Raw genomic sequence first — 21,586 nt, 5'->3', positions numbered from 1 at the left:
CCATGCCACGCTTCGAACCCCTGCCCGACCGCAGACCCGCGCTCGTCGCGGGCGCCTCCTCCGGGATCGGCGCCGCGACGGCGGTAGAGCTTGCCGCGCACGGCTTCCCGGTCGCACTCGGTGCGCGTCGCGTAGAGAAGTGCCAAGAACTGGTCGACCAGATCCGTGCCGACGGCGGTGAGGCGATCGCGGTGCACCTCGACGTCACCGACCCCGATTCGGTGAAGGCCTGCGTCGAGCAGACCACCTCCGAACTCGGGGACATCGAGGTGCTGGTCGCCGGGGCGGGCGACACGTATTTCGGCAAGCTGGCCGAGATCAGCACCGAGCAGTTCGAGTCCCAGGTCCAGATCCACCTGATCGGCGCCAACCGGGTCGCCGGAGCCGTCCTGCCCGGCATGCTCGAACGCCAACGTGGCGACCTGATCTTCGTCGGCTCCGACGTCGCGTTGCGTCAACGCCCGCACATGGGCGCCTACGGCGCCGCCAAGGCCGCGCTCGTCGCGATGGTCACGAACTATCAGATGGAACTCGAGGGCACCGGGGTACGCGCCTCGATCGTGCATCCCGGACCGACGAAGACGTCGATGGGCTGGAGCCTGCCCGCCGAACTGATCGGGCCCGCGCTCGAGGACTGGGCCAAGTGGGGTCAGGCACGCCACGACTACTTCCTGCGGGCCGCTGATCTGGCGCGCGCCATCACGTTCGTCGCCGAGACGCCGCGGGGTGGCTTCATCGCCAACATGGAGTTGCAGCCCGAAGCCCCGCTGGCGGCGACCAAGGACCGTCAGCAACTGAAGGTCGATGAGGAAGCGCTCTCCGGGGCGAGCGAAGCGACGGGAGAAGAAACAGCATGACCACCGCAGTTGTGCCCCGCGTCTCCGGCGGCGAAGAAGAACACGGCCACCTCGAGGAGTTCCGCACCGATCCGATCGGGTTGATGAAGCGGATCCGTGAGGAATGCGGTGATGTCGGCTGGTTCCAGCTCGTCGACAAGCACGTCATCCTGCTATCCGGCGCGGAGGCCAACGAGTTCTTCTTCCGCTCGGCCGACGAGGATTTGGATCAGGCCGAGGCCTACCCGTTCATGACGCCGATCTTCGGCAAGGGCGTGGTGTTCGACGCCAGCCCCGAGCGGCGCAAGGAGATGCTGCACAACTCCGCGCTGCGCGGCGAGCACATGAAGAGCCACGCCGCCACCATCGAGGGCGAAGTCAAGAAGATGATCGCCGGCTGGGGCGACGAGGGCGAGATCGAACTGCTCGACTTCTTCGCCGAGCTGACGATCTACACCTCGACGGCGTGTCTGATCGGTTTGAAGTTCCGCGAGCAGCTCGACCACAGGTTCGCCGAGTACTACCACGAGTTGGAGCGAGGCACCGACCCGCTGTGCTACGTCGACCCGTACCTGCCGATCGAGAGCTTCCAGCGTCGCGACGAGGCGCGGGTGAAACTCGTTGCGCTGGTGCAGGAGATCATGAACCAGCGGCTGGCCGATCCCCCCACGGACAAGGCTGACCGCGACATGCTCGATGTACTGGTGTCGATCAAGGACGAGGAAGGCAACCCGCGCTTCTCGGCCGACGAGGTCACCGGCATGTTCATCTCGCTGATGTTCGCCGGGCACCACACCAGCTCCGGAACGTCGTCGTGGACGCTGATCGAACTGATCCGCCACCCGGAGGTGTACGCCGAGGTGCAGCGGGAGCTCGACGATCTCTACGCCGACGGCCAGGAGGTGTCCTTCCATGCGCTGCGCCAGATTCCGCTGCTCGACAACGTCGTCAAGGAGACGCTGCGGCTGCATCCGCCGCTGATCATCCTGATGCGCGTCGCACAGGGCGAGTTCGAGGTCGCCGGATTTCCCATCCACAAGGGGGATTTCGTCGCCGCCTCGCCCGCGATCAGCAACCGGATCCCTGAGGACTTCCCCGATCCGGATGCGTTCAAGCCGGACCGCTACAACAAGCCCGAGCAGGCCGACGTCGTCAACCGGTGGACGTGGATCCCCTTCGGCGCCGGCCGCCACCGCTGCGTCGGCGCCGCGTTCGCCACGATGCAGATCAAGGCGATCTTCTCGGTCCTGTTGCGCGAGTATGAGTTCGAGATGGCCCAGCCTGCCGAGAGCTACCGCAACGACCACTCGAAGATGGTCGTGCAGCTCGAGCGTCCGGCCAAGGTCCGATACCGCAGGCGAGTCAAGGACTGACGCATATGGGTTGCTACCGCATAGAGCTCGACGAGGAGTTGTGCCAGGGGCACGCGATGTGCGAGCTGGAAGCCCCCGATGTGTTCAAGGTACCGAAACGCGGCGTCGTCGAGATCGTCGACCCCGAACCCTCCGACGAGCTCCGAGAAGCCGTCGAGCTGGCTGTCGACATGTGCCCGACCCGGGCACTGTCCATCGTGGAGAAATGAGGTTCTGAGAATGGCGACACGCGACGAACTGGAGAGCTGGGTCGAGCGGTGGCTGCAGGTCAACCGCGACGCCGAGAAGGCGGGCGACTGGAAACCGTTGGCGGACTTCTACACCGACGACGCCACCTACGGCTGGAACATCGGCCCGAAGGAAGACGTGATGTGCGTCGGTAAGGACGAGATCCGCGACATCGCACTGGGCCTGGAGATGGAAGGCCTCGAGAATTGGAACTACGAGTACCAGAAGGTGCTGATCGACGAGAAGCAGAGCGAGATCGTCGGCTTCTGGAAGCAGATCGTCAACAAGTCCGACGGCACCCGTGACGAGATCTACGGCATCGGCGGCAGCTGGTTCCGTCTCGACGCCGACCTCAAGATCGAATGGCAGCGTGACTTCTTCGACTTCGGGCACGTGTCGAAGATGTACATGAAGCTGATCGAGAGCGGCGATCTGAGCGCCGGTATGCAGAAGCGGATCGAGCGCAGTGTGGCCGGCGAGAAGCTGCCCGGTTACTACCCGCTCGGACAGGCCCCCGTACCGATCTGGTGACCTTGGCCGCGGGTGTGTAGTTTGACACGCGTCGAGAGAACCACTGAGACTTGCGTCACTAGGCTGGTGGCCGACACGTTCCCCGAAGGAAAGCAGGCGAGATGAAGACCAAAGGCGCTCTCATCTGGGAGTTCAACAAACCGTGGTCGATCGAGGAGATCGAGATCGGCGACCCCGTCCAGGACGAGGTCAAGATCCAGATGGAAGCGTCGGGGATGTGTCACTCCGACCACCACCTGGTGACCGGCGGTATCCCGATGGCCGGGTTCCCGGTGCTCGGCGGGCACGAGGGTGCCGGCATCGTCACCGAGGTCGGGCCGGGCGTCGAGGACCTCGCTCCCGGCGACCACGTCGTGCTGTCGTTCATCCCGTCCTGCGGGCGCTGCCCGTCCTGTCAGGCCGGACTGCGCAACCTCTGTGATCTGGGCGCCGGCCTGCTGGGCGGCACCGCGGTGTCCGACGGCACCCACCGCATCCACGCCAAGGGACAGCCCGTCTTCCCGATGACCCTGCTGGGCACGTTCAGCCCGTACATGGTCGTCCACAAGAGCTCGGTCGTGAAGATCGATCCGTCGGTCCCGTTCGAGGTCGCCTGCCTGGTCGGCTGCGGCGTCACCACGGGCTACGGCTCCGCCGTCCGCGCCGGTGACATCCGGCCCGGCGACGACGTCGCGGTCGTCGGTGTCGGCGGCGTCGGAATGTCGGCGCTGCAGGGAGCGGTCAACGCCGGCGCCCGCAACATCTTCGTCATCGAGCCGGTCGAGTGGAAGCGCGATGCGGCGCTCAAGTTCGGCGGCACCCACGCCTACCCCGACCTGGAGTCCGCCTTCGCGGGCATCGCCGAGGTCACCCAGGGCCTGATGGCCAAGAAGGTCATCGTCACCGTCGGTGAACTGCACGGCCAGGACGTCGACAACTACGTCAATCTCACCGCCAAGGGCGGCACCTGCGTGCTGACCGCGATCGGCAGCATGATGGACACCCAGGTGACGCTGAACCTCGCGATGCTGACGCTGCTGCAGAAGAACCTGCAGGGCACCATCTTCGGCGGCGGCAACCCCCACTTCGATATCCCACAGCTGCTGTCGATGTACAAGGCGGGCAAGCTCAACCTCGACGACATGATCACCCGGCAGTACAAGCTGGAGCAGATCAACGAGGGCTACTCGGACATGTTGGAGGGCAAGAACATCCGCGGCGTCATCCGCTACACGGACGACGACCGGTAGACCATGACCGATACCAGCACCGAAACGGTCGAGCAGTCCCCGGTGGTCGCGGCGTCGCGGTCGTCGTGGCGATGCGTGCAGTCCGGCGACAGGGAGGGCTGGCTGGCGTTGATGGCCGACGACGTCCTCATCGAGGACCCGATCGGCGAGGCGGTCACCAACCCGGACGGTAACGGGGTGCGCGGCAAGGACGCCGTCGCGGCGTTCTACGACGCCAACATCGGGCCCAACACGCTCACGGTCACCTGCGAAGCGACGTTCCCGTCGAGCTCGCCGACCGAGATCGCCTACATCCTGGTGTTGCGCACCGAGTTCCCGAACGGCTTCGTCGCCACGGTCCGCGGGGTGTTCACCTACCGGGTGAACGACGCGGGCCTGATCACGAACCTTCGCGGGTACTGGAACATGGACTCGATGACATTCGAAGAGGCCAAGGGCAATTAGCGACGGGCAGCCGCTCGCCGGTCGCGGCGCGGTGGTGGTCGGCGGCTCGCGGGGCATCGGCCTCGCGGTCGCCGAACTGCTCTCGGCACAGGGCGCCGGGGTGGTGGTCAGCGGACGCGACGCCGACGCGGTGAATGACGCCGCGGAACGTGTCTCGGGTGTCGGCCACGCCGGCTCGCCGGCCGATCCCGCGGTCGCCGACGCACTGGTCGAAAGGTGCGTCGAGGAATTCGGGCGGATCGACATCCTGGTCAACTGTGCCGGTACCGCCGAACCGCACGGGTCGTCGATCCTGACCGTGACGTCCACGCAGTTCCGCGATCTGCTCGACGCCCACCTGGGCACGGTGTTCGAGACGTGCCGTGCGGCCGCGCCGCGCATGGTGGCCCAGGGCGGCGGCGCGATCGTCAACACGAGTTCCTTTGCCTACCTCGGTGATTACGGCGGGACGGGTTACCCGGCGGGTAAGGGCGCGGTGAACGGTCTGACGTTGGCGATCGCCGCGGAACTGGCCGAACACCAGGTGCGCGCGAACGTCGTCTGCCCGGGCGCGAAGACTCGGCTGTCGACCGGCCCCGAGTACGAATCGCACGTCACACAGCTGAACCGCCGCGGGCTGCTGGACGATGTGAGCCTGCAGGGCGCGCTCGATGCCGGCCCGCCGGAGTTCGTGGCGCCGACGTATGCGTACCTGGTCGGTGATCGGGCGCGCGATGTGACGGGCCGGATCTTCATCGCGGCGGGCGGATTCGTCGGCGAGTTTCCAAGACCCACGCCGGGCTTCCTCGCGTTTCGCGACCACCACGACTCACCGCCGTGGACGGTCGAGGAGTTGCACGAGGTCATCGGCGGCTGAGCGCCTGGCACGTTCGGCGGTCAGAGTCGGACACCGCCGACCGCTCACTATGCTCAGGACCATGGCGACCGTCTTCACGAAGATCATCAACGGAGAACTGCCGGGCCGATTCGTCTACGAGGACGACGAGATCGTCGCGTTCCTCACCATCGCCCCGATGACCCAGGGCCATACGTTGGTGGTGCCGCGCGCCGAGATCGACCAGTGGCAGGACATCGAGCCCGCGGTGTTCGGCCGCGTCATGGAGGTCACGCAGCTCATCGGCAAGGCGGTGGTCAAGGCGTTCGGCGCCGAGCGTGCCGGCGTCATCATCGCCGGGCTCGAAGTGCCGCACCTGCACGTGCACGTCTTCCCCGCCTACAACCTCACCGATTTCGGGTTCGCCAACGTCGACAACAACCCGTCGCCGGAGTCCCTCGACGAGGCGCAGGCCAAGATCAAGGCCGCACTCGCCGAATTGACCTGAGAATCAGAGCGTTTCGTCGACGGGGACGTCGCTGTAGCGCGGCATGTTCACGGTGAAGCGGCAGCCCTGGCCGGGTGCGGTCGTGACGCGGACCGTTCCGCCGTGCGCCCGCACCAGCGAATCCACGATCGACAGCCCCAGCCCGGTCCCGCCGCTCTCCCGGGCCCGTGAGGAGTCGGTGCGGTAAAAGCGCTCGAACACCCGCCGCGCGTCCTCCTCCGTCATCCCCGGACCCTCGTCGCACACCTCGAGCACGGCGGCGTCGTCGTCGGTGCCGACCCGCACCGTGATGCCGGCGTTCTTCGGGGTGTGCTGCAACGCGTTGGCGACCAGGTTGCCCAGCACCTGCCGCAGCCGCGCCTCGTCCCCCAGCACCTCCGGCGTCCCCGGCCCGTCGAGCACCTCCAGCGTGATCCGGCGCTCGGCCGCGATCGACCGGGCATCGTGAACGGCGTCGGTGGCCAGGGTCAGCAGATCCACCCGGTGCTGTTCGAGGGGCCGCTGCGCATCCAGACGCGCCAACAGCAGCAGATCCTCGACCAGCAGACCCATCCGCCGGGATTCGCTCTCGATGCGGCTCATCAACATCTCGACGTCGCGCGCGGCGCCCTGGCGGTAGAGCTCGGCGAACCCCCGGATCGTCGTGAGCGGTGTGCGTAATTCGTGGCTGGCGTCGGTGATGAACCGGCGCATCCGCTCCTCGGATGTGCGCGCCGCGTCCGCCGAGGATTCCGAGGACGCCACGGCTCGTTGGATCTGGGCGAGCATCCCGTTGAGCGCCAACGACAACCGGCCCACCTCGGTGCGCGGATCCCGTTGCGGCACCCGGCGATCCAGCTGACCGGCCGCGATCGCCGCGGCGGTCTCCTCCACCTCCGCCAGCGGGCGCAGGCTGCGCTGCACCACCGCGTATCCGACGACACCGAGGATCAGCAGCACCGCGGCGCCGATCCCGACCTGCGACCAGACCAGCGCGCGCACCGTCGACTGCACTTCGGACAGGTCGATCGCCACCGTCGTCAGTTCCCCGCCGGGGCCGCGGACGGTCATCGCGCGCCACTGCACGTTGGAGTGGTTGACCGACCGGACGGTGACCGGGTTGGGGCCCACGTCGTTGTCGGCGGGCAACACCGGTTCGGCCTCCCGGTCGTTCACCGCCGTCCACATTCGCCCGTCCGGGCCGGTGCCCCGAACGTAGAAGTTCGACGGCGGGCGGGCCGGGTTGGGTCCTTCCACCGGCGTCGCCGGCAGGCGGCGCGGGGCCTGGGCCCAGCTGCGGGACGCGTCGAGCAGCGTCTGGTCGACCCGGCTCTCGAGGCTGTGCCGCATGATCGACGTCACCGCGATACCGGAGGCGAGCAGCCCGAAGGCCACGAGTACCAGCGTCGCGGCCACCAGACCCAGCCGCAGGGGCACGCCCCTGCGCACTACGGGTGCTTTCGGCTCTTCGCGCAAGCGCTCATCGCGGTTCGCGCAGGACGTACCCCACGCCCCGCAGCGTGTGCAGCAGGCGCTTCTCGCCGGTGTCGATCTTGCGGCGCAGGTACGAGACGTAGGACTCGACGACGTTGACGTCCCCGCCGAAGTCGTAGCGCCAGACGTGGTCGAGGATCTTCGGCTTCGACAGCACGGTGCCGGCATTGATGATGAAGTACCGCAGCAGCGTGAACTCCGTCGGCGACAGCGAGACCGGTTCGCCGGCCTTCCACACCTCGTGGGTGTCCTCGTCGAGTTCGATGTCGGCGAAGCTCAGCCGCGAGGTCTTGGGCTCCTCGGTGCCACGGCCGGTGCGGCGCAGGATGACCCGCAGCCGTGCGACGACCTCTTCGAGGCTGAACGGTTTGGTGACGTAGTCGTCGCCACCGAGGGTGAGCCCGGCGATCTTGTCCTGCAGCGAATCGCGCGCAGTCAGGAACAGCGCCGGGGCGTCGATGCCGTCGGCCCGCAGCCGGCGCAGCAGGCCGAACCCGTCCATGCCGGGCATCATCACGTCGAGGATCACCGCGTCCGGCCGGATGTCGCGGGCCTTGTCGAGCGCGGAGGCCCCGTCGGAGGCGGTGTGCACCTCGAAGCCCTGGAACTTCAGGCTGACCGACAGGAGTTCGACGATGTTGGCCTCGTCGTCGACGACGAGGACCCGGGCCTCGGGGGTGGTTTCTTGCAGAGCAGCCATGGCCATCAACTCAATGTCCTGCACCGGCCTTGGAGTAAAGCTGCTTGTTGGCTGTGAGATCTCTGTGAGTTCGCGGTTGCGTTCTCCCTAGACTGAGTCCATGGACCTCGGCAAGAACCTGATGCAGCTCGCGACGGCGCCGGCGCGCATCGGGATCGCCTTCGCAGAAACGGGGCTGGGCGTCGCCACGTCGGCCGTGGGCGTGGTCAAAGCGACCCTCGGCGAGGGCGACGCCCGGATCGGGGCCAACCCGAGCGCGTTCGCGAATGTGCTCGGCATCAACGACGCGGTGGAGCGGGCGAACCGCCTGGCCCGGCTGATGGACGAGGACCAGCCGCTGGGCCGCGCGCTGGCGCCGGACGGACCCGTCGACCGCCTGCTCAAACCGGGCGGTGTGGTGGACCGGTTGACCGCGCCGGGCGGTGTGCTGGACCGGTTGACGCAGGACGACGGCGGGCTGATGCGAGCCATCGAACCCGGCGGCCTGGTCGACCAGTTGCTCGACGAGGACGGCCTGATCGAGCGACTGCTGGCCGAAGACGGTCTGGCCGACCGGCTGCTGGCAGAAGGCGGACTCGTCGACAAGCTGACCGCACGCAACGGACCGCTCGAACAGCTGGCCGATGTCGCCGACACCCTGAACCGGTTGACGCCGGGCCTCGAGGCGCTCGCGCCGACCGTGGAAGCACTGCGCGAGGCCGTGATCTCGCTGAGTCAGGTGGTCAATCCGCTGAGCAACATCGCCGACCGCATCCCGCTGCCCGGTCGCAGGCTCGGCCGGCGGGCACCGACCACGCCGGTGCGCTCCCAACGGGTGATCGACGTCGACGAGTGACCGGATAAACTCAGAGCCCCTGCCTCCTTAGCTCAGTGGTAGAGCAACGCACTTGTAATGCGTAGGTCGTCAGTTCAATCCTGACAGGGGGCTCCACTGCTTCGGCTCGGTTGGATCCACGCCGGTCTGGGTAACCTGCCCCTCGTGCTTGACGGTGATGCAGTGGTGGCCATCGACGAATGTCACGGTTGTGGCTATCCCCGGCTGGGGCCCGGTCTGTGCGCACCGTGTCAATCCGTCTCCGCCTTGCCCTTCGTGCGATTCGACGATCGATTCACCGGGTAGGAGTGCCACATGACAACGGATTACCGCCGCTGGACCGGCGTCGTCGCGATCGGCGCCGCCATGGTGTTCGCCCCGCTGGCCGTCGCGTGCGGCAACAGCGAGGACTCCGGCGAGACCACAACCACGACACCGACGACTGCCACGACGACGCCGCCGACCACCACACCGGCCTCCCCCACGACGCCTCCGCCCGCGAGCCCGGCTCCGGGTGGCGGCGGTGGTGGTGTCGGGGACACCGGTGGTACCGGCACGCAGCCGCCCGCCGCTCCGGGCGCTCCGACCCAGCCGGCAGCACCGGCTCCCGAGAGCGGCGCGACCACACGGCCCGAGACACCCACCGCCCCGGCCGGTGAGGGACCCGGCGTGACCACCGGCGGGAATACCGAAGCCCCCGGCATGGGTGACGGCGAGGGTGGCAGCGGTGATCCGGGTGGTACCGGCGACGAAGGCTGACGGCCGATCGTTGACGGATGCCGGTTCGGGGTATGCCGGGAGGCATGACCGTCATAGGCTTCCACTGCTCGCACGAGCAGATCGCCCCAGGCCGACTCCTCGAGGACGTCCAGCACGCAGAGCGCGCCGGTTTCACCGCAGGCATGTCCTCCGATCACTTCAGCCCATGGAGTGAACGGCAGGGCGAATCGGGCTTCGCCTGGGCGTTCCTCGGCGCCGCACTCGCCACGACCAGCCTGCCGTTCGGGGTCGTCAACGCGCCGGGCCAGCGTTACCACCCCGCGATCATCGCCCAGGCCGTCGCCACGCTGGCCCAGATGTTCCCCGGCCGGTTCTGGGCGGCGCTGGGCTCGGGCGAGGCCTCCAACGAGCGGATCACCGGCCACGCCTGGCCCCGCAAGGAGGTACGCGACGCGCGCCTCGTCGAGTGTGTGGAGGTGATCCGTCGCCTCCTGCGCGGCGAGGAGGTCAGCCACGAGGGTCTTGTGGAGGTCAACCGCGCCCGGCTGTGGACGCTGCCCGAGGTGCTACCTGACCTCGTCGGACCCGCCGTCACGCCCCAGACGGCGGCCCGCCACGCCGCCTGGGCCGACGGACTGATCACCGTGAACCAGCCTCCCGAGAAGCTGCGCCGGGTGCTCGACGCGTACCGCGAGGCGGGTGGGCGCGGGCCGGCCCGGCTCCAGATCCATCTGAGCTGGGCGGGCACCGACGACGAGGCGATGGCGATCGCCCATGACCAGTGGCGCAACAACGTCTTCGATCCACCCGTGTCGTGGGACATCGAGACGGTCGACGCATTCGACGTCATCGGCAGCGCGGTGTCGACGGAGAAGGTCGGCGGCGCGGTACGCGTCTCTGCCGATCTCGGTCGCCATGCCGAGTGGCTCGCCGAGTACGTCGAACAAGGCTGGGATGAGCTGTATCTGCACTTCGTCGGCAAGGAGCAGGCCGCGTTCATCGACGCCTTCGGTGAGCATGTGCTGCCCCAGCTCTCCCCGACGGCTCCGGCGCCGAGCGCGGCGATCGCATGAGGAAGATCGAGACCGGCGACCTCTGGTGGAAGAACGCGGTGTTCTACTGCGCCGACGTCGAGACGTTCTACGACTGGAACGGCGATGGCAGCGGCGACATCCGCGGCATGACCGAGCGCTTGGAGTACCTGTCCGATCTCGGCGTCACGTGCCTGTGGCTGATGCCGTTCTATCCCACCTCACGCAAGGACGACGGGTACGACATCACCGACTTCCTGGGGGTCGACCCGCGCCTCGGGAATCTCGGCGACTTCGTCGAACTGGTGCGCACCGCCCGTTCCAAGGGCATCCGCGTGATCATCGACTTCGTCATGAACCACACCTCCGACGCCCACCCATGGTTCAAATCCGCCCGGCGCAGTAAAGACGACCCGTACCGCGACTACTACGTGTGGAGCGCGACCAAGCCCGAGTCGAGCCCGGCCGACGTCGTGTTCCCCGACCAGGAGGACAGCCTCTGGGAGCAGGAACCCAAGACCGGGGAGTGGTACCTGCACCACTTCTACAAGCATCAGCCCGACCTCAATATCGCCAATCCCCAAGTGCAGGAGGAAATCTCACGTACACTTGGCTTCTGGCTGCAGCTCGGGGTCTCCGGTTTCCGGGTCGACGCGGTTCCGTTCCTGTTCGCCCGCGACGGCGCACCGGGCGATCCGGGCGTGTTCGATCCGTACGCATACCTCGGGGATGTCCGCAACTTCGTCAACCGGCGGGTCGGGGACGCGGTGCTGCTCGGCGAAGTGAATGTGCCCTACGACGACCAGAAGACGTTCTTCGGCGGACCCGACGGCGACGGACTGAACATGCAGTTCGACTTCATCGGAATGCAGAACATGTATCTCTCGCTCGCCCGAGGGGACGCCGGCCCGATCGCCGAGGCGCTGCGTGCCCGCCCGCCGCTCGACGAGACGAGCCAGTGGGCGAACTTCGTGCGCAACCACGATGAGCTCACGCTCGACAAGCTCGACGAACCGGAACGTCAGGAGATCTTCGACGCGTTCGGTCCCGAGCCGGACATGCAGCTCTACGGTCGCGGGCTGCGCCGACGGCTGCCCTCCATGCTGGGCGGGGACGAGCGGCGGATGCGCATGGTGTACTCGCTGGCGTTCTCGCTGCCCGGGACTCCGGTCCTGTTCTATGGCGAGGAGATCGGGATGGCCGAGAACCTCGACATACCAGGACGATTCGCCGTGCGAGTGCCCATGCAGTGGACCCGCGACGACAACGGTGGTTTCTCCGGTGCCGCCCCGCGGCAGCTGGCTCGCCCGCTCACCGACGGCCTTTACGGACCGGAGCAGGTGAACGTCGCCGACCAGCGCCATGACCACCGGTCGTTCTGGTGGTTCATCCGCGACCTGATCTACACCTACCGCCAGCAGCCCGAGATCGGGTGGTCGACGGTCGAGGTGATCGACCAGCCCAACCCGGCGGTGCTCGCGCACTGCTGTCGCGAGAAGTCCGGGTGGACGATGGTGGCGCTGCACAACTTCGGTGCCGACCGCTGCATGGTGCCGATTCAGGTCTCGGACGCGCCGGAGGGATCGAGGCTGGTCGATCTGCTCGACGGACTGTCCATCCACGAACTCGACGCCAAGGGTCGGCTCGAGGTCGGGCTCGACGGCTACGGTTACCGCTGGCTGCGCCTGGTGCGCCCGGGTGACGACCCGATCATCTGATGACCCCGTGACCGTGTGGGAACTCGTGCTCGGGGTCGCCGCCGCCCTCGCCGCCACCTGGCTTGCGCTCGTCGTCGCGCTGATCGTCCTGCGGCCCCGCCACGGCCTACTCCGCGAGGCGGTCCGCATCCTGCCCGACACTTTGCGCCTGATCCGCCGCATCGCCGCCGACCGGTCCCTGCCGACCGGCGTGCGCGTCCGTCTTGCGCTGCTGATGGTCTACCTGGCGTTGCCGTTCGACCTCATCCCCGACTTCATCCCGGTTCTCGGCTACGCCGACGACGCGATCATCGTCACCGCCGCGCTGCGCAGCGTGGCCCGCCGAGCCGGCATCGACGCGCTGCGCGCACACTGGCCGGGCAGCGATGACGGATTCGCCGCGCTCTGCCGGCTGACCGGCCTGCGGGACTAAACCGGGTCGAGGGCGTCGCGCAGGAAGCGCCGGCTCGCCGCCAGGTAACAGACCACGGCCACCACCTGCATGGCCGGAACCACGACCAGCAGTGCGCGGCCCAGCGCCTGGCTGCCGAGTTCCGTGGTCAGCGCGTCGCTGATCAGGCCGGTGACGAACGGCCCCGCGGCGCCGACGATGGCCCCGAAGAACAGGAACACCGCCGACGCCGTTGCGCGCTGCTCCGGCAGAACCAGCCGCTGGATCGCCGCGATCGACGGCGCCATGTATGCGGTGCCGACGACATAGGCGAGTGCGATGAGCACCACGCACACCGCCGGATCGCCGACCACGAACGCCGCGGCCGAGCACGGCAGCAGTGCCGCGGTCATCACCGCGACCAGCCAGAGCAGCCAGCGCGGATCGCGGGTCGCCAACCGGTCGGCGACCCGGCCGACGACCAGCAGGCCGAGGATCCCGGCGATCCCGCTGGCGACGCCGTACTGCAGGCCGACCTCGCCGAGCGACATCCCGTGGCGGCGGACCAGGAAGGCCGGCGCGAACGTGGTGAGTGAATAGCCCGCGACCGAGATGCACGCGGCGCCGGCGACGATGATCACGTAGCTGGGCGTGCGCATCACGTCCCACGGCCGGATCCTGCGATCGTGCGGTGAACGGTCGACCGTCGGCATGGCCTGCCGGCGCCCGAGGACGACGAGGACCACCGGGGCGAAGACCACGCTGACCGCGCCCATGACGACGAACGTGGTGCGCCAGCCGAACGACTCCGCCAGCAGGCCGCCACCGATCAGGCTGGCCGCGCTGGCCAGCGGGATGGCGAGGGTGATGACGGCCAGCGGTGCGGCCCGCCGCTCCGGCGCGAAGTTGCGCGCCACGTAGGCGTGTGCGGCCGGGGTGCTGCCCGCCTCCCCCACCGCGACGCCGACCCGGGTGAGCGCCAGCTGAACTCCCGACTGCACGGCGCCGCCCACCATCGTCATCGCGCCCCACAGCCCGAGGCACGCCGAGATGACGAGCCCGAAGGCGCCGCTGTCGGCGAGGCGGGCGATCACGATGCCGAGCACCGCGTAGACGACGAGGAACCCGAAACCGTTGATCACGCCGATCGCCGTGTCCGACAGGTCCAGGTCGTTCTTGATCGGCTCGGCGAGGACGGCGGGCAGGAAGCGGTCGGCGTAGTTGAGCGTGCCGACGACGGCGAGCAGCACGACGGCCGCCCAGGCCCGCCGCGGCCCGTGTGTCTGTGTGTCGACGCGGGGCGTGACACTGCTCGTGGTCGGCGGCACGGCTCGCAGCTTTACAGATCCCGCCGCGCCTGTCAGGCGATCGAGGCGGCTCAGGCGGCTTTGCCCCAAAGCCGCCCCGGCCCGCCCGCCGACCTGGCAGCCTGGGCGTGCCGATCTGCGAATGCGCGATGACGTGCGGAAATGTCACTCTCTCTTTTGAGGGCCTTCGTTACCGGTTACGATAACCGCACTCTTGCTTCGTGTCCGTACGGCCCACTTACGCGCAGAAGCACTCCGACGGAATGGAGCGATCACCGATGACCGACACCGTCGCCACCCGGTACTCGGGCACCCGCGTCGCCCGCGTGGAGGACAACCGCCTGCTCACCGGGCGTGGCACCTTCGTCGACGACATCCAGCGCCCCGGGATGCTGCACGCGTGCTTCGTGCGCAGCCCGTTCGCGCGCGCCACCATCACCCGCATCGACGCGACCGCCGCCCTCGCGATGCCGGGTGTGTACGCGGTGTTCACCGCCGAGGACCTCAACGGCGACGCCGTCGAGTCGTGGCACGCCGTCGCAGGCAAGGACATCCCCGACACCCCCCGCCCGCCGCTGGCCGAGGGCGAGGTGAAGTTCGTCGGCGACCCTGTCGCGCTCGTCGTCGCCGAATCCCGTTACCTCGCCGAAGACGCCGTCGACGCCGTCGAGGTGGACTACGAGCCGCTGCCCGCGGTCGCCGACTTCCGCACGGCGGTGAACTCCGAGTGCGTCGTCCACGACCAGTACCCGGACAACGTCGCGGGCGGAATGGGTGGCGCACCGCCGGACGAGGAGACCTTCTCGTCAGCGGCGTGTGTGGTCAGCGAGAACATCTATCAGCAGATGTATGTGCCGGTTCCGATCGAGACGCGCGGACTGGTCGTGGAATGGGAGGCCACGACGGGCGAGTTGACGCTGTGGGCCTCCACGCAGACGCCGCACGAACTGCGCGCCTTCACCGCCCGCCTGCTCGGCATCCCCGCCCAGAAGGTACGCGTCATCATGCGCGACACCGGAGGCGGATTCGGGCAGAAGGTCGTGCCGATGCGCGAGGACATGGTCATCATGCTCGCCGCCCGCAAGGTCCCCGGCGCGCTCAAGTGGATCGAAGACCGGCGCGAGAACCTGATGTCGGCCGGCCAGGCACGCCACGTCGACGGCACCGCACGCATGGCCTTCGACGAGGACGGCACCCTGCTCGCCGTCGACATCGACTTCGCCCAGGACGTCGGCGCGTATCCGACGCCGTACCCGGTGCTCACCACCGCCGCGATCGGCATGTTCTATCCCGGGCCGTACCGCGTTCCCAAGGCCAGCTTCAACTACAAGACGGTGTTCTCCAACACCGCGGGTCTGCACGCGTACCGCGGTCCGTGGCAGTACGAGACGCTGGCCCGCGAGATCATGCTCGACATCGCCGCCCGCAAGCTCGAGATGGACCCGGTCGAGTTGCGGCGCAAGAACATTCTGCGCGGCGACGAGATGCCGTACTTCAACCCCAACGGCATGCCGTACGACCACGTCGCCCCTGCCGACACCTTCGAGCAGGCCGTCAAGATCCTCGACCACGAAGGGTTCCGCAAGGAGCAGGCCGAGGCGCTGGCCCAGGGCCGCTACATCGGCCTCGGTTTCTCCGCCTACATCGAACCGACGGGCGCGGCCACCGGGCACCTGGCCACCGAGGGCTGCACGATCCGGATGGAGCCCACGGGCAAGGTCAACGTCTACGTCAACGGCGGTTCGACCGGAAACAGTCTGGAAACCACCGTCATTCAGCTCACCGCCGACGCGCTGGGCGCCGACATCGACGATGTGTCGACCATCCAGGGCGACACCGCGGTGACCCCGTACGGGGCCGGCACCCAGGGCAGCCGCAGTGGCCCGATGACCGCGGGCGCCGTCAGTGAGGCGGGTTCGGTGTTGCGCAAACAGCTCGTCGCGATGGCCGCGCACCGCCTCGGAGTGGAAGACGGTGACATCGAACTGGGCGGGTCGACGGCGTATGTGCGCGAAAACCCGGACAGCTGTGTCACATTCGCCGACATCGCGTACCGCGCCTACTACGAACCCGCCCAGCTCCCGCCGGGCATGTCGGCCAGCCTCGAGGCGACGGCGCGGTTCACCTCCCCGCCGGAGGCGATGATCCACTGGGCCAACGCCACTCACGCCTGCACCTGCGAGGTGGACGTGCAGACAGGTCAGGTGACGCTGACCCGCTACATCGTCAGCGAGGACGTCGGCCCGATGATCAACCCCAACGTCGTGGAGGGTCAGGTGGCCGGCGGCACGGTGCAGGGCATCGGCGGCGCGCTGCTGGAGAGCCTGGTCTACGACGCCGACGGCAATCCGCTGTCCTCGACCTTCGTCGACTACCTGTTGCCCACGGCCACCGAGGTACCGCCGATCGAATTCGGCCACGTCGAGATCCCCGGCCCCGGCGTCGGCGGCTACAAGGGCGCCGGCGAGGGTGGCGCCATCGGCTCGACGCCCGCCGTGATCAACGCGATCAACGATGCGCTCGCCCCGCTCGGAGTGACCGTCACCCAACTGCCCGCCAGCCCCGCGACCATCGTCGAACTGCTCGAACACGGCAAACGAGAGGACCACTGACCGTGGAACTGAACAACGAATTCCGGGTCGCAGTGCCCGCCGCCAAGACGTGGGAGGTGCTCACCGACGTGGAGCGCGTGGCCCCGTGCCTGCCGGGCGCGACGCTGCTGTCGGTCGACGGCGACGAGTTCACCGGCGCGGTGAAGGTCAAAGTCGGGCCGATCACGGTGTCCTACCAGGGCGTCGCGGCGTTCCAGGAGAAGGACGCCGCCGCCCAGCGGGTCGTGCTGAAAGCCTCCGGCAAGGAGACCCGCGGCAACGGAAACGCCGCCGCGACCGTCACCGCGCAACTCAAGGACGAGGGCGACGCGACGCATGTCGTGATCAACACCGACCTCACCATCTCCGGCAAGGCCGCCCAGTTCGGCCGCGGCGTGCTGGCCGATGTCGCGACCAACCTCATCGGCCAGTTCGCCAAGGCGCTCGAAGCCGACGTGCTCGGCGACGCCCCGAAGGCGACCACGGCGCCCACCACGGAGGCGGCGACCGCCGCGGCTCAGCCCGCCGCCGGCGACTCGGTCGACCTGCTCAAGGTGATGGCGGTGCCGCTGGCGAAACGCTTCGCCCCGGTGGTCGCCGGGCTGGCCGCGGGCACCGCGGTCGGCTTCCTGATCGGCCGCCGCCGCAGGCGTGCGCATCCGGCCGCGGTGCTGGCCGAGGATCTGCAGGCCGCCCTGACGAGCCTGCTCGGTTCGTTGTCGCCGACCGAGCGGCTCCGGCCGTGAAGGCTGCCCCGTTCGCCTACCACCGCCCCGACACGGTGGCCGAGGCGGCGCAGATGCTGGGCGAGTTCGGCGAGGATGCCAAGATTCTGGCCGGCGGGCAGAGCCTGGTGCCGATGCTCGCCATGCGCCTCACGCACTTCGCCCACCTGATCGACATCTCCCGCATCGGCGAGCTGACGGGCATCGACCTGGTCGACGGCCAGGTCGCGGTCCGTGCGGCCACCCCGCACGCGCTGGTCGGCATGGACGACGAGGTCGCCGATTCGGTCCCGCTGCTCACGCTGGCCACCCCGCACATCGGGCACTTCCAGATCCGCACCCGCGGCACCCTCGGCGGTGCCGTCGCGCACGCCGACCCGGCCGCCGAATACGCCGCCGTCGCGCTGGCCCTCGACGCGCACATCGACGCCGTATCCACCCGCGGCGACCGCGCCATCGCGGCCGCGGACTTCTTCACCGGACTGTGGGAGACGTCGCTGGCGCCCGACGAGATCCTCACCGCCGTCCGGTTCCCCGTGTGGAGCGGCCGGTGCGGTTTCGCGGTCGAGGAATTCGCCCGCAGGCACGGCGATTTCGCGATCGCCGGTGCCGTGGTGGCGCTCGAGGTCGACGGCGAGGACCGCGTGACCCGGTGCGGGATCGGGCTGCTGGGCCTGGGGTCGACACCGTTGCGCGGCACCGACGGCGAACGTGCCGTCGTGGGGGAACGGCTCTCCGACATCGGCGCCGATGAGATCGGCCGGGTGACGTTGGCCGCCCTCTCCGACGTGCCGGCCGACCTGCAGGGTTCGGCGAGCTACCGCCGCCGGGTGGGCGCCGCGATGGTCTCGCGGGCCCTGACCTCGGCCATCGCCCAGGTGACGTCGGAGGAGATGATCCATGCATGAGCTGCCGGTCGAGGTGACGGTCAACGGCCGGGACCACCGCGGTGTGGTCGAACCGCGGATCACGCTGGCCGACTTCCTGCGGGAGAACTGCGGGCTCACCGGGACCCACCTCGGGTGCGAGCACGGGGCGTGCGGCGCCTGCACGGTGCTGCTCGACGGGCAAGCCGTGCGGTCCTGCCTGATCTTCGCGGTGCAGGCCGACGGCCAAGAGGTCACCACCGTCGAGGGCATCGCCGGTCCAGACGGGCAGCTCTCCCCCGTGCAGTCCGCGATGAAGGAATGCCACGGCCTGCAATGCGGCTTCTGCACACCGGGATTCGTCACGTCGATCACCGCGCTGCTGGCCGACAACCCCGATCCCAGCGACGAGGAGATCCGCGAAGGGCTCTCCGGCAACTTCTGCCGCTGCACCGGCTACCAGGGCATCGTCAACGCGGTGCGCCTGGCCGCCGAGAGAACGCGCAACGGGGAGATCGTCAGCAGCTGAGCGCTGCCCGGCGCGGAATCCCCTGGGAAGATGGGCCGCATGCGCATCGGATTCATCGGCCTGGGCAACATGGGTTCCGCGATGGCGGCCAACCTCCTGACCGCCGGTCACGAGGTCACCGCCTACAACAGAACGCAGGACAAGGTCGACGCCGTGGCGGCCAGGGGCGCGCGGCCGGCCCGCACGGTGGCCGAGGCCTGCGACGCCGACGTCGTGGTCACAATGCTCGCCAACGACGAGGCCGTCGAGGCGGTCACCTTCGGCGAGGACGGCATCGTCGCATCCCTGCGCCCGAGCGCCGTTCACGTGTCGTCGTCGACGATCAGCCTGGCCCTTGCCGAACGGCTCACCGCCGCGCACGCCGACGCCGGCCAGCGGTTCGTGTCCGCACCGGTGTTCGGCCGTCCGGAGGCGGCCGCCGCGGCCAATCTCTTCGTCGTGGCGGCAGGCGCACCGGGTGACGTCACCGAACTCGAGCCCGTCTTCGAGGCGATCGGACAGCGCACCTTCGTCGTCGGCACCGAACCGAAGGCGGCCAACCTCGTCAAGGTGTCGGGCAACTTCCTCATCGCCTCGGTGATCGAATCCCTCGGTGAGGCAATGGCATTGGTCGCCAAAGGCGGCGTCGACACCGGCGAGTACCTCGAGCTGCTGACGTCCACGCTGTTCGACGCCCCGGTCTACCGCACCTACGGCGGGCTGGTGGCCCGTCGCGACTTCGAACCGGCCGGCTTCGCGGCCACCGGCGGCCTCAAGGACGTCCGCCTCACCCTGGAAGCCGGTGAGAGCCTGCAGGTTCCGCTGCCGATCGCGAGCCTGCTACGCGACCGGTTCCTCACGTTGCTGGCGACCGGCGGAGGGCATCTGGACTGGTCGGCGATCGGTGCGTTGAGCGCCTGGGAGGCCGGAGGCCCCGGCCCCACCGCCTGACGCCGGTCAGACCACCCCGCGTAGCCCGTCGGCGCCGAACAGACCCTCCAACATCCCCGACATGTCCGGCCCGCGCCGAAGGCCGTGCCCGCCGTCGACGTTGATGACCTGGCCGGTGATCCACGACGAGGCGTCGCTGAGCAGGAACACCGAGAGGTTCGCGATGTCGGAGACCTCACCGAACCGCGGCAGCGGTGTGCAGGCGCGGTAATCGGCCGACACCTCCGGCGACTCCAGGATCGGGCCGACGAGGTCGGTCTGGATCAGGCCGGGCCGGATGCCGTTGACACGCACCCAGGACGGGCCGAGTTCGTCGGCGGCCAGTTTCATGATGTGGTCGAGGGCGGCCTTGCTGGGGCCGTACGCACCGAACCAGCGGTGCACGTTGCTCGACGCGATCGACGAGATGCCGACGAACGATCCCCCGCCGCCCCGCACCAGTTCGCGCGCGGCGTGCTTGAGCACGTACATCGTGCCGTTGACGTTGAGGTCGACCGTGCGCCGCCACGCATCGGAGTCGATCTGGGTGATCGGGCCGATGGTCTCCGACCCGCCCGCACTGTGCACGACGCCGTGCAAGTGGCCGTGCCAGGCGGTGACGGCCTCGACCAACCGCGCCGCCTCGTCCTCGTTGGTGACGTCGGTCGGCTCGTAGCGCACCTCGCCGGCGCCGTCGGCGCCCGCGGCGGACAGTTCGTCGGCCGCGGCGGCCAGGCGGTCGGCGTTGCGGCCGGCGAGCATCACGTCGCCACCCGCGGCAAGAATCGCCGCAGCGACGCCCTTGCCGATACCGCTGCCACCGCCGGTGACCAGATAGGTGCGATCCGCCAGGGACAGCTGAGAAAGTTGCAAGGGAGTTCTCCGGTCTGTAGGCCGTATAACTGAAACGCGTTCTAGTTATACGTCACGGCTCGTCGCGCCGGGCCAACTTGGGGGCGCCCAGCACGCGCCAGTCCGGAACATCGGGCGGCATCCCGACCGCCATGCGGTTCTCGTTGTGCGCCGCCCAGTGCGCATGGCCGAGCTCGTGGATGTGGAAGCCGTGCCGCAGCGCCTCGGTGAAGCCCATCGCGTCCGCGGCGGCGTTGACCGAATCCTTGACCAGCAGCGCCGCCATCGTCGGCAGCGCGGCGATGCGGCGGGCGAACTCGACGGTCTTGTCCTCCAGATCGGCGCGCGGGAAGATCTTCGACACCATCCCGAGCCGGTGCGCCTCGTCGGCGTCGATCGAATCGCCGGTAAGCAGAAGTTCTTTGGCCTTGCGTGGGCCGAACTCCCACGGGTGCGCGTAGTACTCGACGCCCGGCATCCCCAGCCGCACCGCCACCACGTCGCTGAACTTCGCGTCGTCGGAGGCGACGATGAGGTCGCACGCCCAGATCAGCATCAGCCCGGCGGAGATCGCGTTGCCCTGCACCTGGGCGATGGTGATCTTGCGCAGATCCCGCCAGCGCCGCGTGTTCTCGAAGAAGTAGTGCCACTCCTGCAGGTAGATCTTCTCGGCGACGGCCGCCCGGGTCGCCCCGTTGATCCGGAACGTCGGGTGCTGCGCGGGCCCGGGGCCGCGTTCGGCGATGGCCTCCTCCGACCCGAGGTCGTGCCCGGCGGAGAAGTTCTTGCCGCGTGCGGCGAGGATCACCACCCGCACCTCGTCGTCGGCCTCGGCCCGGCCGAACGCTTCGTCGAGCTGCACCAGCAGCGTGCGGGACTGAGCGTTCTGCGTCTGCGGCCGGTCCAGCCAGATCCGCGCGATGCGCCCGTCGTCAAGGGTCTCGTACGTCACCTGATCGGCGTTGGCCACAGCTGCACCCTACGTGGGCGCGTCGCCGCCCGGCGGGCGAGTCGCCTA

The 21,586-nt window shown here is 68.7% G+C and carries 23 protein-coding genes and 1 tRNA gene; 19 read left to right on the top strand and 5 right to left on the bottom strand.

Going from position 1 to position 21,586, the window contains the following annotated elements; genetic code table 11:
• Positions 1–2: 2 nt before the first annotated feature.
• From G6N30_RS25135 to G6N30_RS25100, 8 genes are all read left to right on the top strand, one after another.
• The gene (locus tag G6N30_RS25135; protein WP_134056416.1) at positions 3–857 is read left to right on the top strand and encodes an SDR family oxidoreductase; all 855 of its coding nucleotides are present in this window, start codon (positions 3–5) and stop codon (positions 855–857) included.
• On the top strand, positions 854–2,209 hold the full coding sequence (locus G6N30_RS25130; protein ID WP_134056418.1) for a lanosterol 14-alpha demethylase: 1,356 nt from the start codon (positions 854–856) through the stop codon (positions 2,207–2,209). Before G6N30_RS25135 ends, G6N30_RS25130 begins: the two co-directional genes overlap by 4 nt.
• Positions 2,210–2,214: 5 nt before the next feature.
• Entirely contained in the window at positions 2,215–2,418 is a 204-nt protein-coding gene (locus G6N30_RS25125) for a ferredoxin (RefSeq protein ID WP_134056420.1), read from the top strand.
• Positions 2,419–2,428: 10 nt separating this feature from the next.
• On the top strand, positions 2,429–2,968 hold the full coding sequence (locus G6N30_RS25120; protein ID WP_134056422.1) for a nuclear transport factor 2-like protein: 540 nt from the start codon (positions 2,429–2,431) through the stop codon (positions 2,966–2,968).
• 101 nt (positions 2,969–3,069) lie between these two features.
• Complete coding sequence (locus tag G6N30_RS25115) at positions 3,070–4,197, top strand: NDMA-dependent alcohol dehydrogenase (RefSeq protein WP_134056424.1); 1,128 nt, start codon at positions 3,070–3,072, stop codon at positions 4,195–4,197.
• Positions 4,198–4,200: 3 nt separating this feature from the next.
• Entirely contained in the window at positions 4,201–4,641 is a 441-nt protein-coding gene (locus G6N30_RS25110; RefSeq protein WP_134056426.1) for a nuclear transport factor 2 family protein, read from the top strand.
• A gap of 31 nt (positions 4,642–4,672) precedes the next feature.
• Positions 4,673–5,497 (top strand): SDR family NAD(P)-dependent oxidoreductase, encoded by an 825-nt coding sequence (locus G6N30_RS25105; RefSeq protein ID WP_134056428.1) that lies wholly within the window; start codon positions 4,673–4,675, stop codon positions 5,495–5,497.
• Between the two features lie 61 nt (positions 5,498–5,558).
• Positions 5,559–5,963, top strand: a complete 405-nt coding sequence (locus G6N30_RS25100; RefSeq protein ID WP_163687805.1) for an HIT family protein — start codon at positions 5,559–5,561, stop codon at positions 5,961–5,963.
• A gap of 3 nt (positions 5,964–5,966) precedes the next feature.
• Here G6N30_RS25100 and G6N30_RS25095 read toward each other — a convergent pair whose 3' ends face one another.
• Entirely contained in the window at positions 5,967–7,418 is a 1,452-nt protein-coding gene (locus tag G6N30_RS25095) for a sensor histidine kinase (RefSeq protein ID WP_276026816.1), read from the bottom strand.
• Between the two features lie 4 nt (positions 7,419–7,422).
• The gene (locus G6N30_RS25090; RefSeq protein WP_134056433.1) at positions 7,423–8,142 is read right to left on the bottom strand and encodes a response regulator transcription factor; all 720 of its coding nucleotides are present in this window, start codon (positions 8,140–8,142) and stop codon (positions 7,423–7,425) included.
• A gap of 94 nt (positions 8,143–8,236) precedes the next feature.
• Between G6N30_RS25090 and G6N30_RS25085 the strand changes: the two genes are divergently transcribed.
• The 6 genes from G6N30_RS25085 to G6N30_RS25060 all read left to right on the top strand — a co-directional run bounded on the left by G6N30_RS25085 (position 8,237) and on the right by G6N30_RS25060 (position 12,831).
• Positions 8,237–8,971 (top strand): MlaD family protein, encoded by a 735-nt coding sequence (locus G6N30_RS25085; protein WP_134056435.1) that lies wholly within the window; start codon positions 8,237–8,239, stop codon positions 8,969–8,971.
• Positions 8,972–8,992: 21 nt separating this feature from the next.
• A tRNA-Thr gene (locus G6N30_RS25080) sits at positions 8,993–9,067 on the top strand.
• A 198-nt stretch (positions 9,068–9,265) separates the two neighbouring features.
• Positions 9,266–9,709: a hypothetical protein gene (locus G6N30_RS25075; protein WP_134056437.1), complete on the top strand. Its 444-nt coding sequence runs from the start codon at positions 9,266–9,268 to the stop codon at positions 9,707–9,709.
• 44 nt (positions 9,710–9,753) lie between these two features.
• The gene (locus G6N30_RS25070; protein ID WP_134056439.1) at positions 9,754–10,743 is read left to right on the top strand and encodes a TIGR03885 family FMN-dependent LLM class oxidoreductase; all 990 of its coding nucleotides are present in this window, start codon (positions 9,754–9,756) and stop codon (positions 10,741–10,743) included.
• On the top strand, positions 10,740–12,419 hold the full coding sequence (locus G6N30_RS25065) for an alpha-amylase family protein (protein WP_134056441.1): 1,680 nt from the start codon (positions 10,740–10,742) through the stop codon (positions 12,417–12,419). The genes G6N30_RS25070 and G6N30_RS25065 overlap by 4 nt, the downstream gene beginning before the upstream one ends.
• Before the next feature lie 7 nt (positions 12,420–12,426).
• Complete coding sequence (locus G6N30_RS25060; protein WP_134056443.1) at positions 12,427–12,831, top strand: YkvA family protein; 405 nt, start codon at positions 12,427–12,429, stop codon at positions 12,829–12,831.
• Here the strand turns inward: G6N30_RS25060 and G6N30_RS25055 are convergent.
• The gene (locus tag G6N30_RS25055; protein WP_234880213.1) at positions 12,828–14,117 is read right to left on the bottom strand and encodes a spinster family MFS transporter; all 1,290 of its coding nucleotides are present in this window, start codon (positions 14,115–14,117) and stop codon (positions 12,828–12,830) included. The genes G6N30_RS25060 and G6N30_RS25055 overlap by 4 nt on opposite strands.
• A 257-nt stretch (positions 14,118–14,374) precedes the next feature.
• Between G6N30_RS25055 and G6N30_RS25050 the strand changes: the two genes are divergently transcribed.
• From G6N30_RS25050 to G6N30_RS25030, 5 genes are read left to right on the top strand one after another with little or no spacing between them, the layout of a single operon-like run.
• Positions 14,375–16,708: a xanthine dehydrogenase family protein molybdopterin-binding subunit gene (locus tag G6N30_RS25050; RefSeq protein ID WP_134056445.1), complete on the top strand. Its 2,334-nt coding sequence runs from the start codon at positions 14,375–14,377 to the stop codon at positions 16,706–16,708.
• A gap of 2 nt (positions 16,709–16,710) precedes the next feature.
• Complete coding sequence (locus G6N30_RS25045; RefSeq protein ID WP_134056447.1) at positions 16,711–17,433, top strand: SRPBCC family protein; 723 nt, start codon at positions 16,711–16,713, stop codon at positions 17,431–17,433.
• Entirely contained in the window at positions 17,430–18,320 is an 891-nt protein-coding gene (locus tag G6N30_RS25040) for an FAD binding domain-containing protein (protein WP_134056449.1), read from the top strand. The genes G6N30_RS25045 and G6N30_RS25040 overlap by 4 nt, the downstream gene beginning before the upstream one ends.
• Positions 18,313–18,807 (top strand): (2Fe-2S)-binding protein, encoded by a 495-nt coding sequence (locus G6N30_RS25035; protein ID WP_134056451.1) that lies wholly within the window; start codon positions 18,313–18,315, stop codon positions 18,805–18,807. Before G6N30_RS25040 ends, G6N30_RS25035 begins: the two co-directional genes overlap by 8 nt.
• Before the next feature lie 39 nt (positions 18,808–18,846).
• Positions 18,847–19,737, top strand: a complete 891-nt coding sequence (locus G6N30_RS25030) for an NAD(P)-dependent oxidoreductase (RefSeq protein ID WP_134056453.1) — start codon at positions 18,847–18,849, stop codon at positions 19,735–19,737.
• A 6-nt stretch (positions 19,738–19,743) separates the two neighbouring features.
• Here G6N30_RS25030 and G6N30_RS25025 read toward each other — a convergent pair whose 3' ends face one another.
• Entirely contained in the window at positions 19,744–20,589 is an 846-nt protein-coding gene (locus G6N30_RS25025; RefSeq protein WP_134056455.1) for an SDR family oxidoreductase, read from the bottom strand.
• 52 nt (positions 20,590–20,641) lie between these two features.
• On the bottom strand, positions 20,642–21,538 hold the full coding sequence (locus tag G6N30_RS25020) for an enoyl-CoA hydratase (protein ID WP_134056457.1): 897 nt from the start codon (positions 21,536–21,538) through the stop codon (positions 20,642–20,644).
• Between the last annotated feature and the right edge of the window lie 48 nt (positions 21,539–21,586).

Origin of the sequence: Mycolicibacterium litorale, assembly GCF_010731695.1 — a bacterium.
GTDB classification, from domain to species: domain Bacteria; phylum Actinomycetota; class Actinomycetes; order Mycobacteriales; family Mycobacteriaceae; genus Mycobacterium; species Mycobacterium litorale.
Note: the sequence above shows the minus strand (reverse complement) of the source record. Positions and strands in the feature narration are given on the sequence as shown.

Coding starts and splice junctions, on each gene's coding strand:
- G6N30_RS25135 (WP_134056416.1), top strand. CDS start 3: ATGCCACGCTTCGAACCCCTGCCCGACCGCAGACCCGCGCTCGTCGCG.
- G6N30_RS25130 (WP_134056418.1), top strand. CDS start 854: ATGACCACCGCAGTTGTGCCCCGCGTCTCCGGCGGCGAAGAAGAACAC.
- G6N30_RS25125 (WP_134056420.1), top strand. CDS start 2,215: ATGGGTTGCTACCGCATAGAGCTCGACGAGGAGTTGTGCCAGGGGCAC.
- G6N30_RS25120 (WP_134056422.1), top strand. CDS start 2,429: ATGGCGACACGCGACGAACTGGAGAGCTGGGTCGAGCGGTGGCTGCAG.
- G6N30_RS25115 (WP_134056424.1), top strand. CDS start 3,070: ATGAAGACCAAAGGCGCTCTCATCTGGGAGTTCAACAAACCGTGGTCG.
- G6N30_RS25110 (WP_134056426.1), top strand. CDS start 4,201: ATGACCGATACCAGCACCGAAACGGTCGAGCAGTCCCCGGTGGTCGCG.
- G6N30_RS25100 (WP_163687805.1), top strand. CDS start 5,559: ATGGCGACCGTCTTCACGAAGATCATCAACGGAGAACTGCCGGGCCGA.
- G6N30_RS25090 (WP_134056433.1), bottom strand. CDS start 8,142: ATGGCCATGGCTGCTCTGCAAGAAACCACCCCCGAGGCCCGGGTCCTC.
- G6N30_RS25085 (WP_134056435.1), top strand. CDS start 8,237: ATGGACCTCGGCAAGAACCTGATGCAGCTCGCGACGGCGCCGGCGCGC.
- G6N30_RS25075 (WP_134056437.1), top strand. CDS start 9,266: ATGACAACGGATTACCGCCGCTGGACCGGCGTCGTCGCGATCGGCGCC.
- G6N30_RS25070 (WP_134056439.1), top strand. CDS start 9,754: ATGACCGTCATAGGCTTCCACTGCTCGCACGAGCAGATCGCCCCAGGC.
- G6N30_RS25065 (WP_134056441.1), top strand. CDS start 10,740: ATGAGGAAGATCGAGACCGGCGACCTCTGGTGGAAGAACGCGGTGTTC.
- G6N30_RS25050 (WP_134056445.1), top strand. CDS start 14,375: ATGACCGACACCGTCGCCACCCGGTACTCGGGCACCCGCGTCGCCCGC.
- G6N30_RS25035 (WP_134056451.1), top strand. CDS start 18,313: ATGCATGAGCTGCCGGTCGAGGTGACGGTCAACGGCCGGGACCACCGC.
- G6N30_RS25030 (WP_134056453.1), top strand. CDS start 18,847: ATGCGCATCGGATTCATCGGCCTGGGCAACATGGGTTCCGCGATGGCG.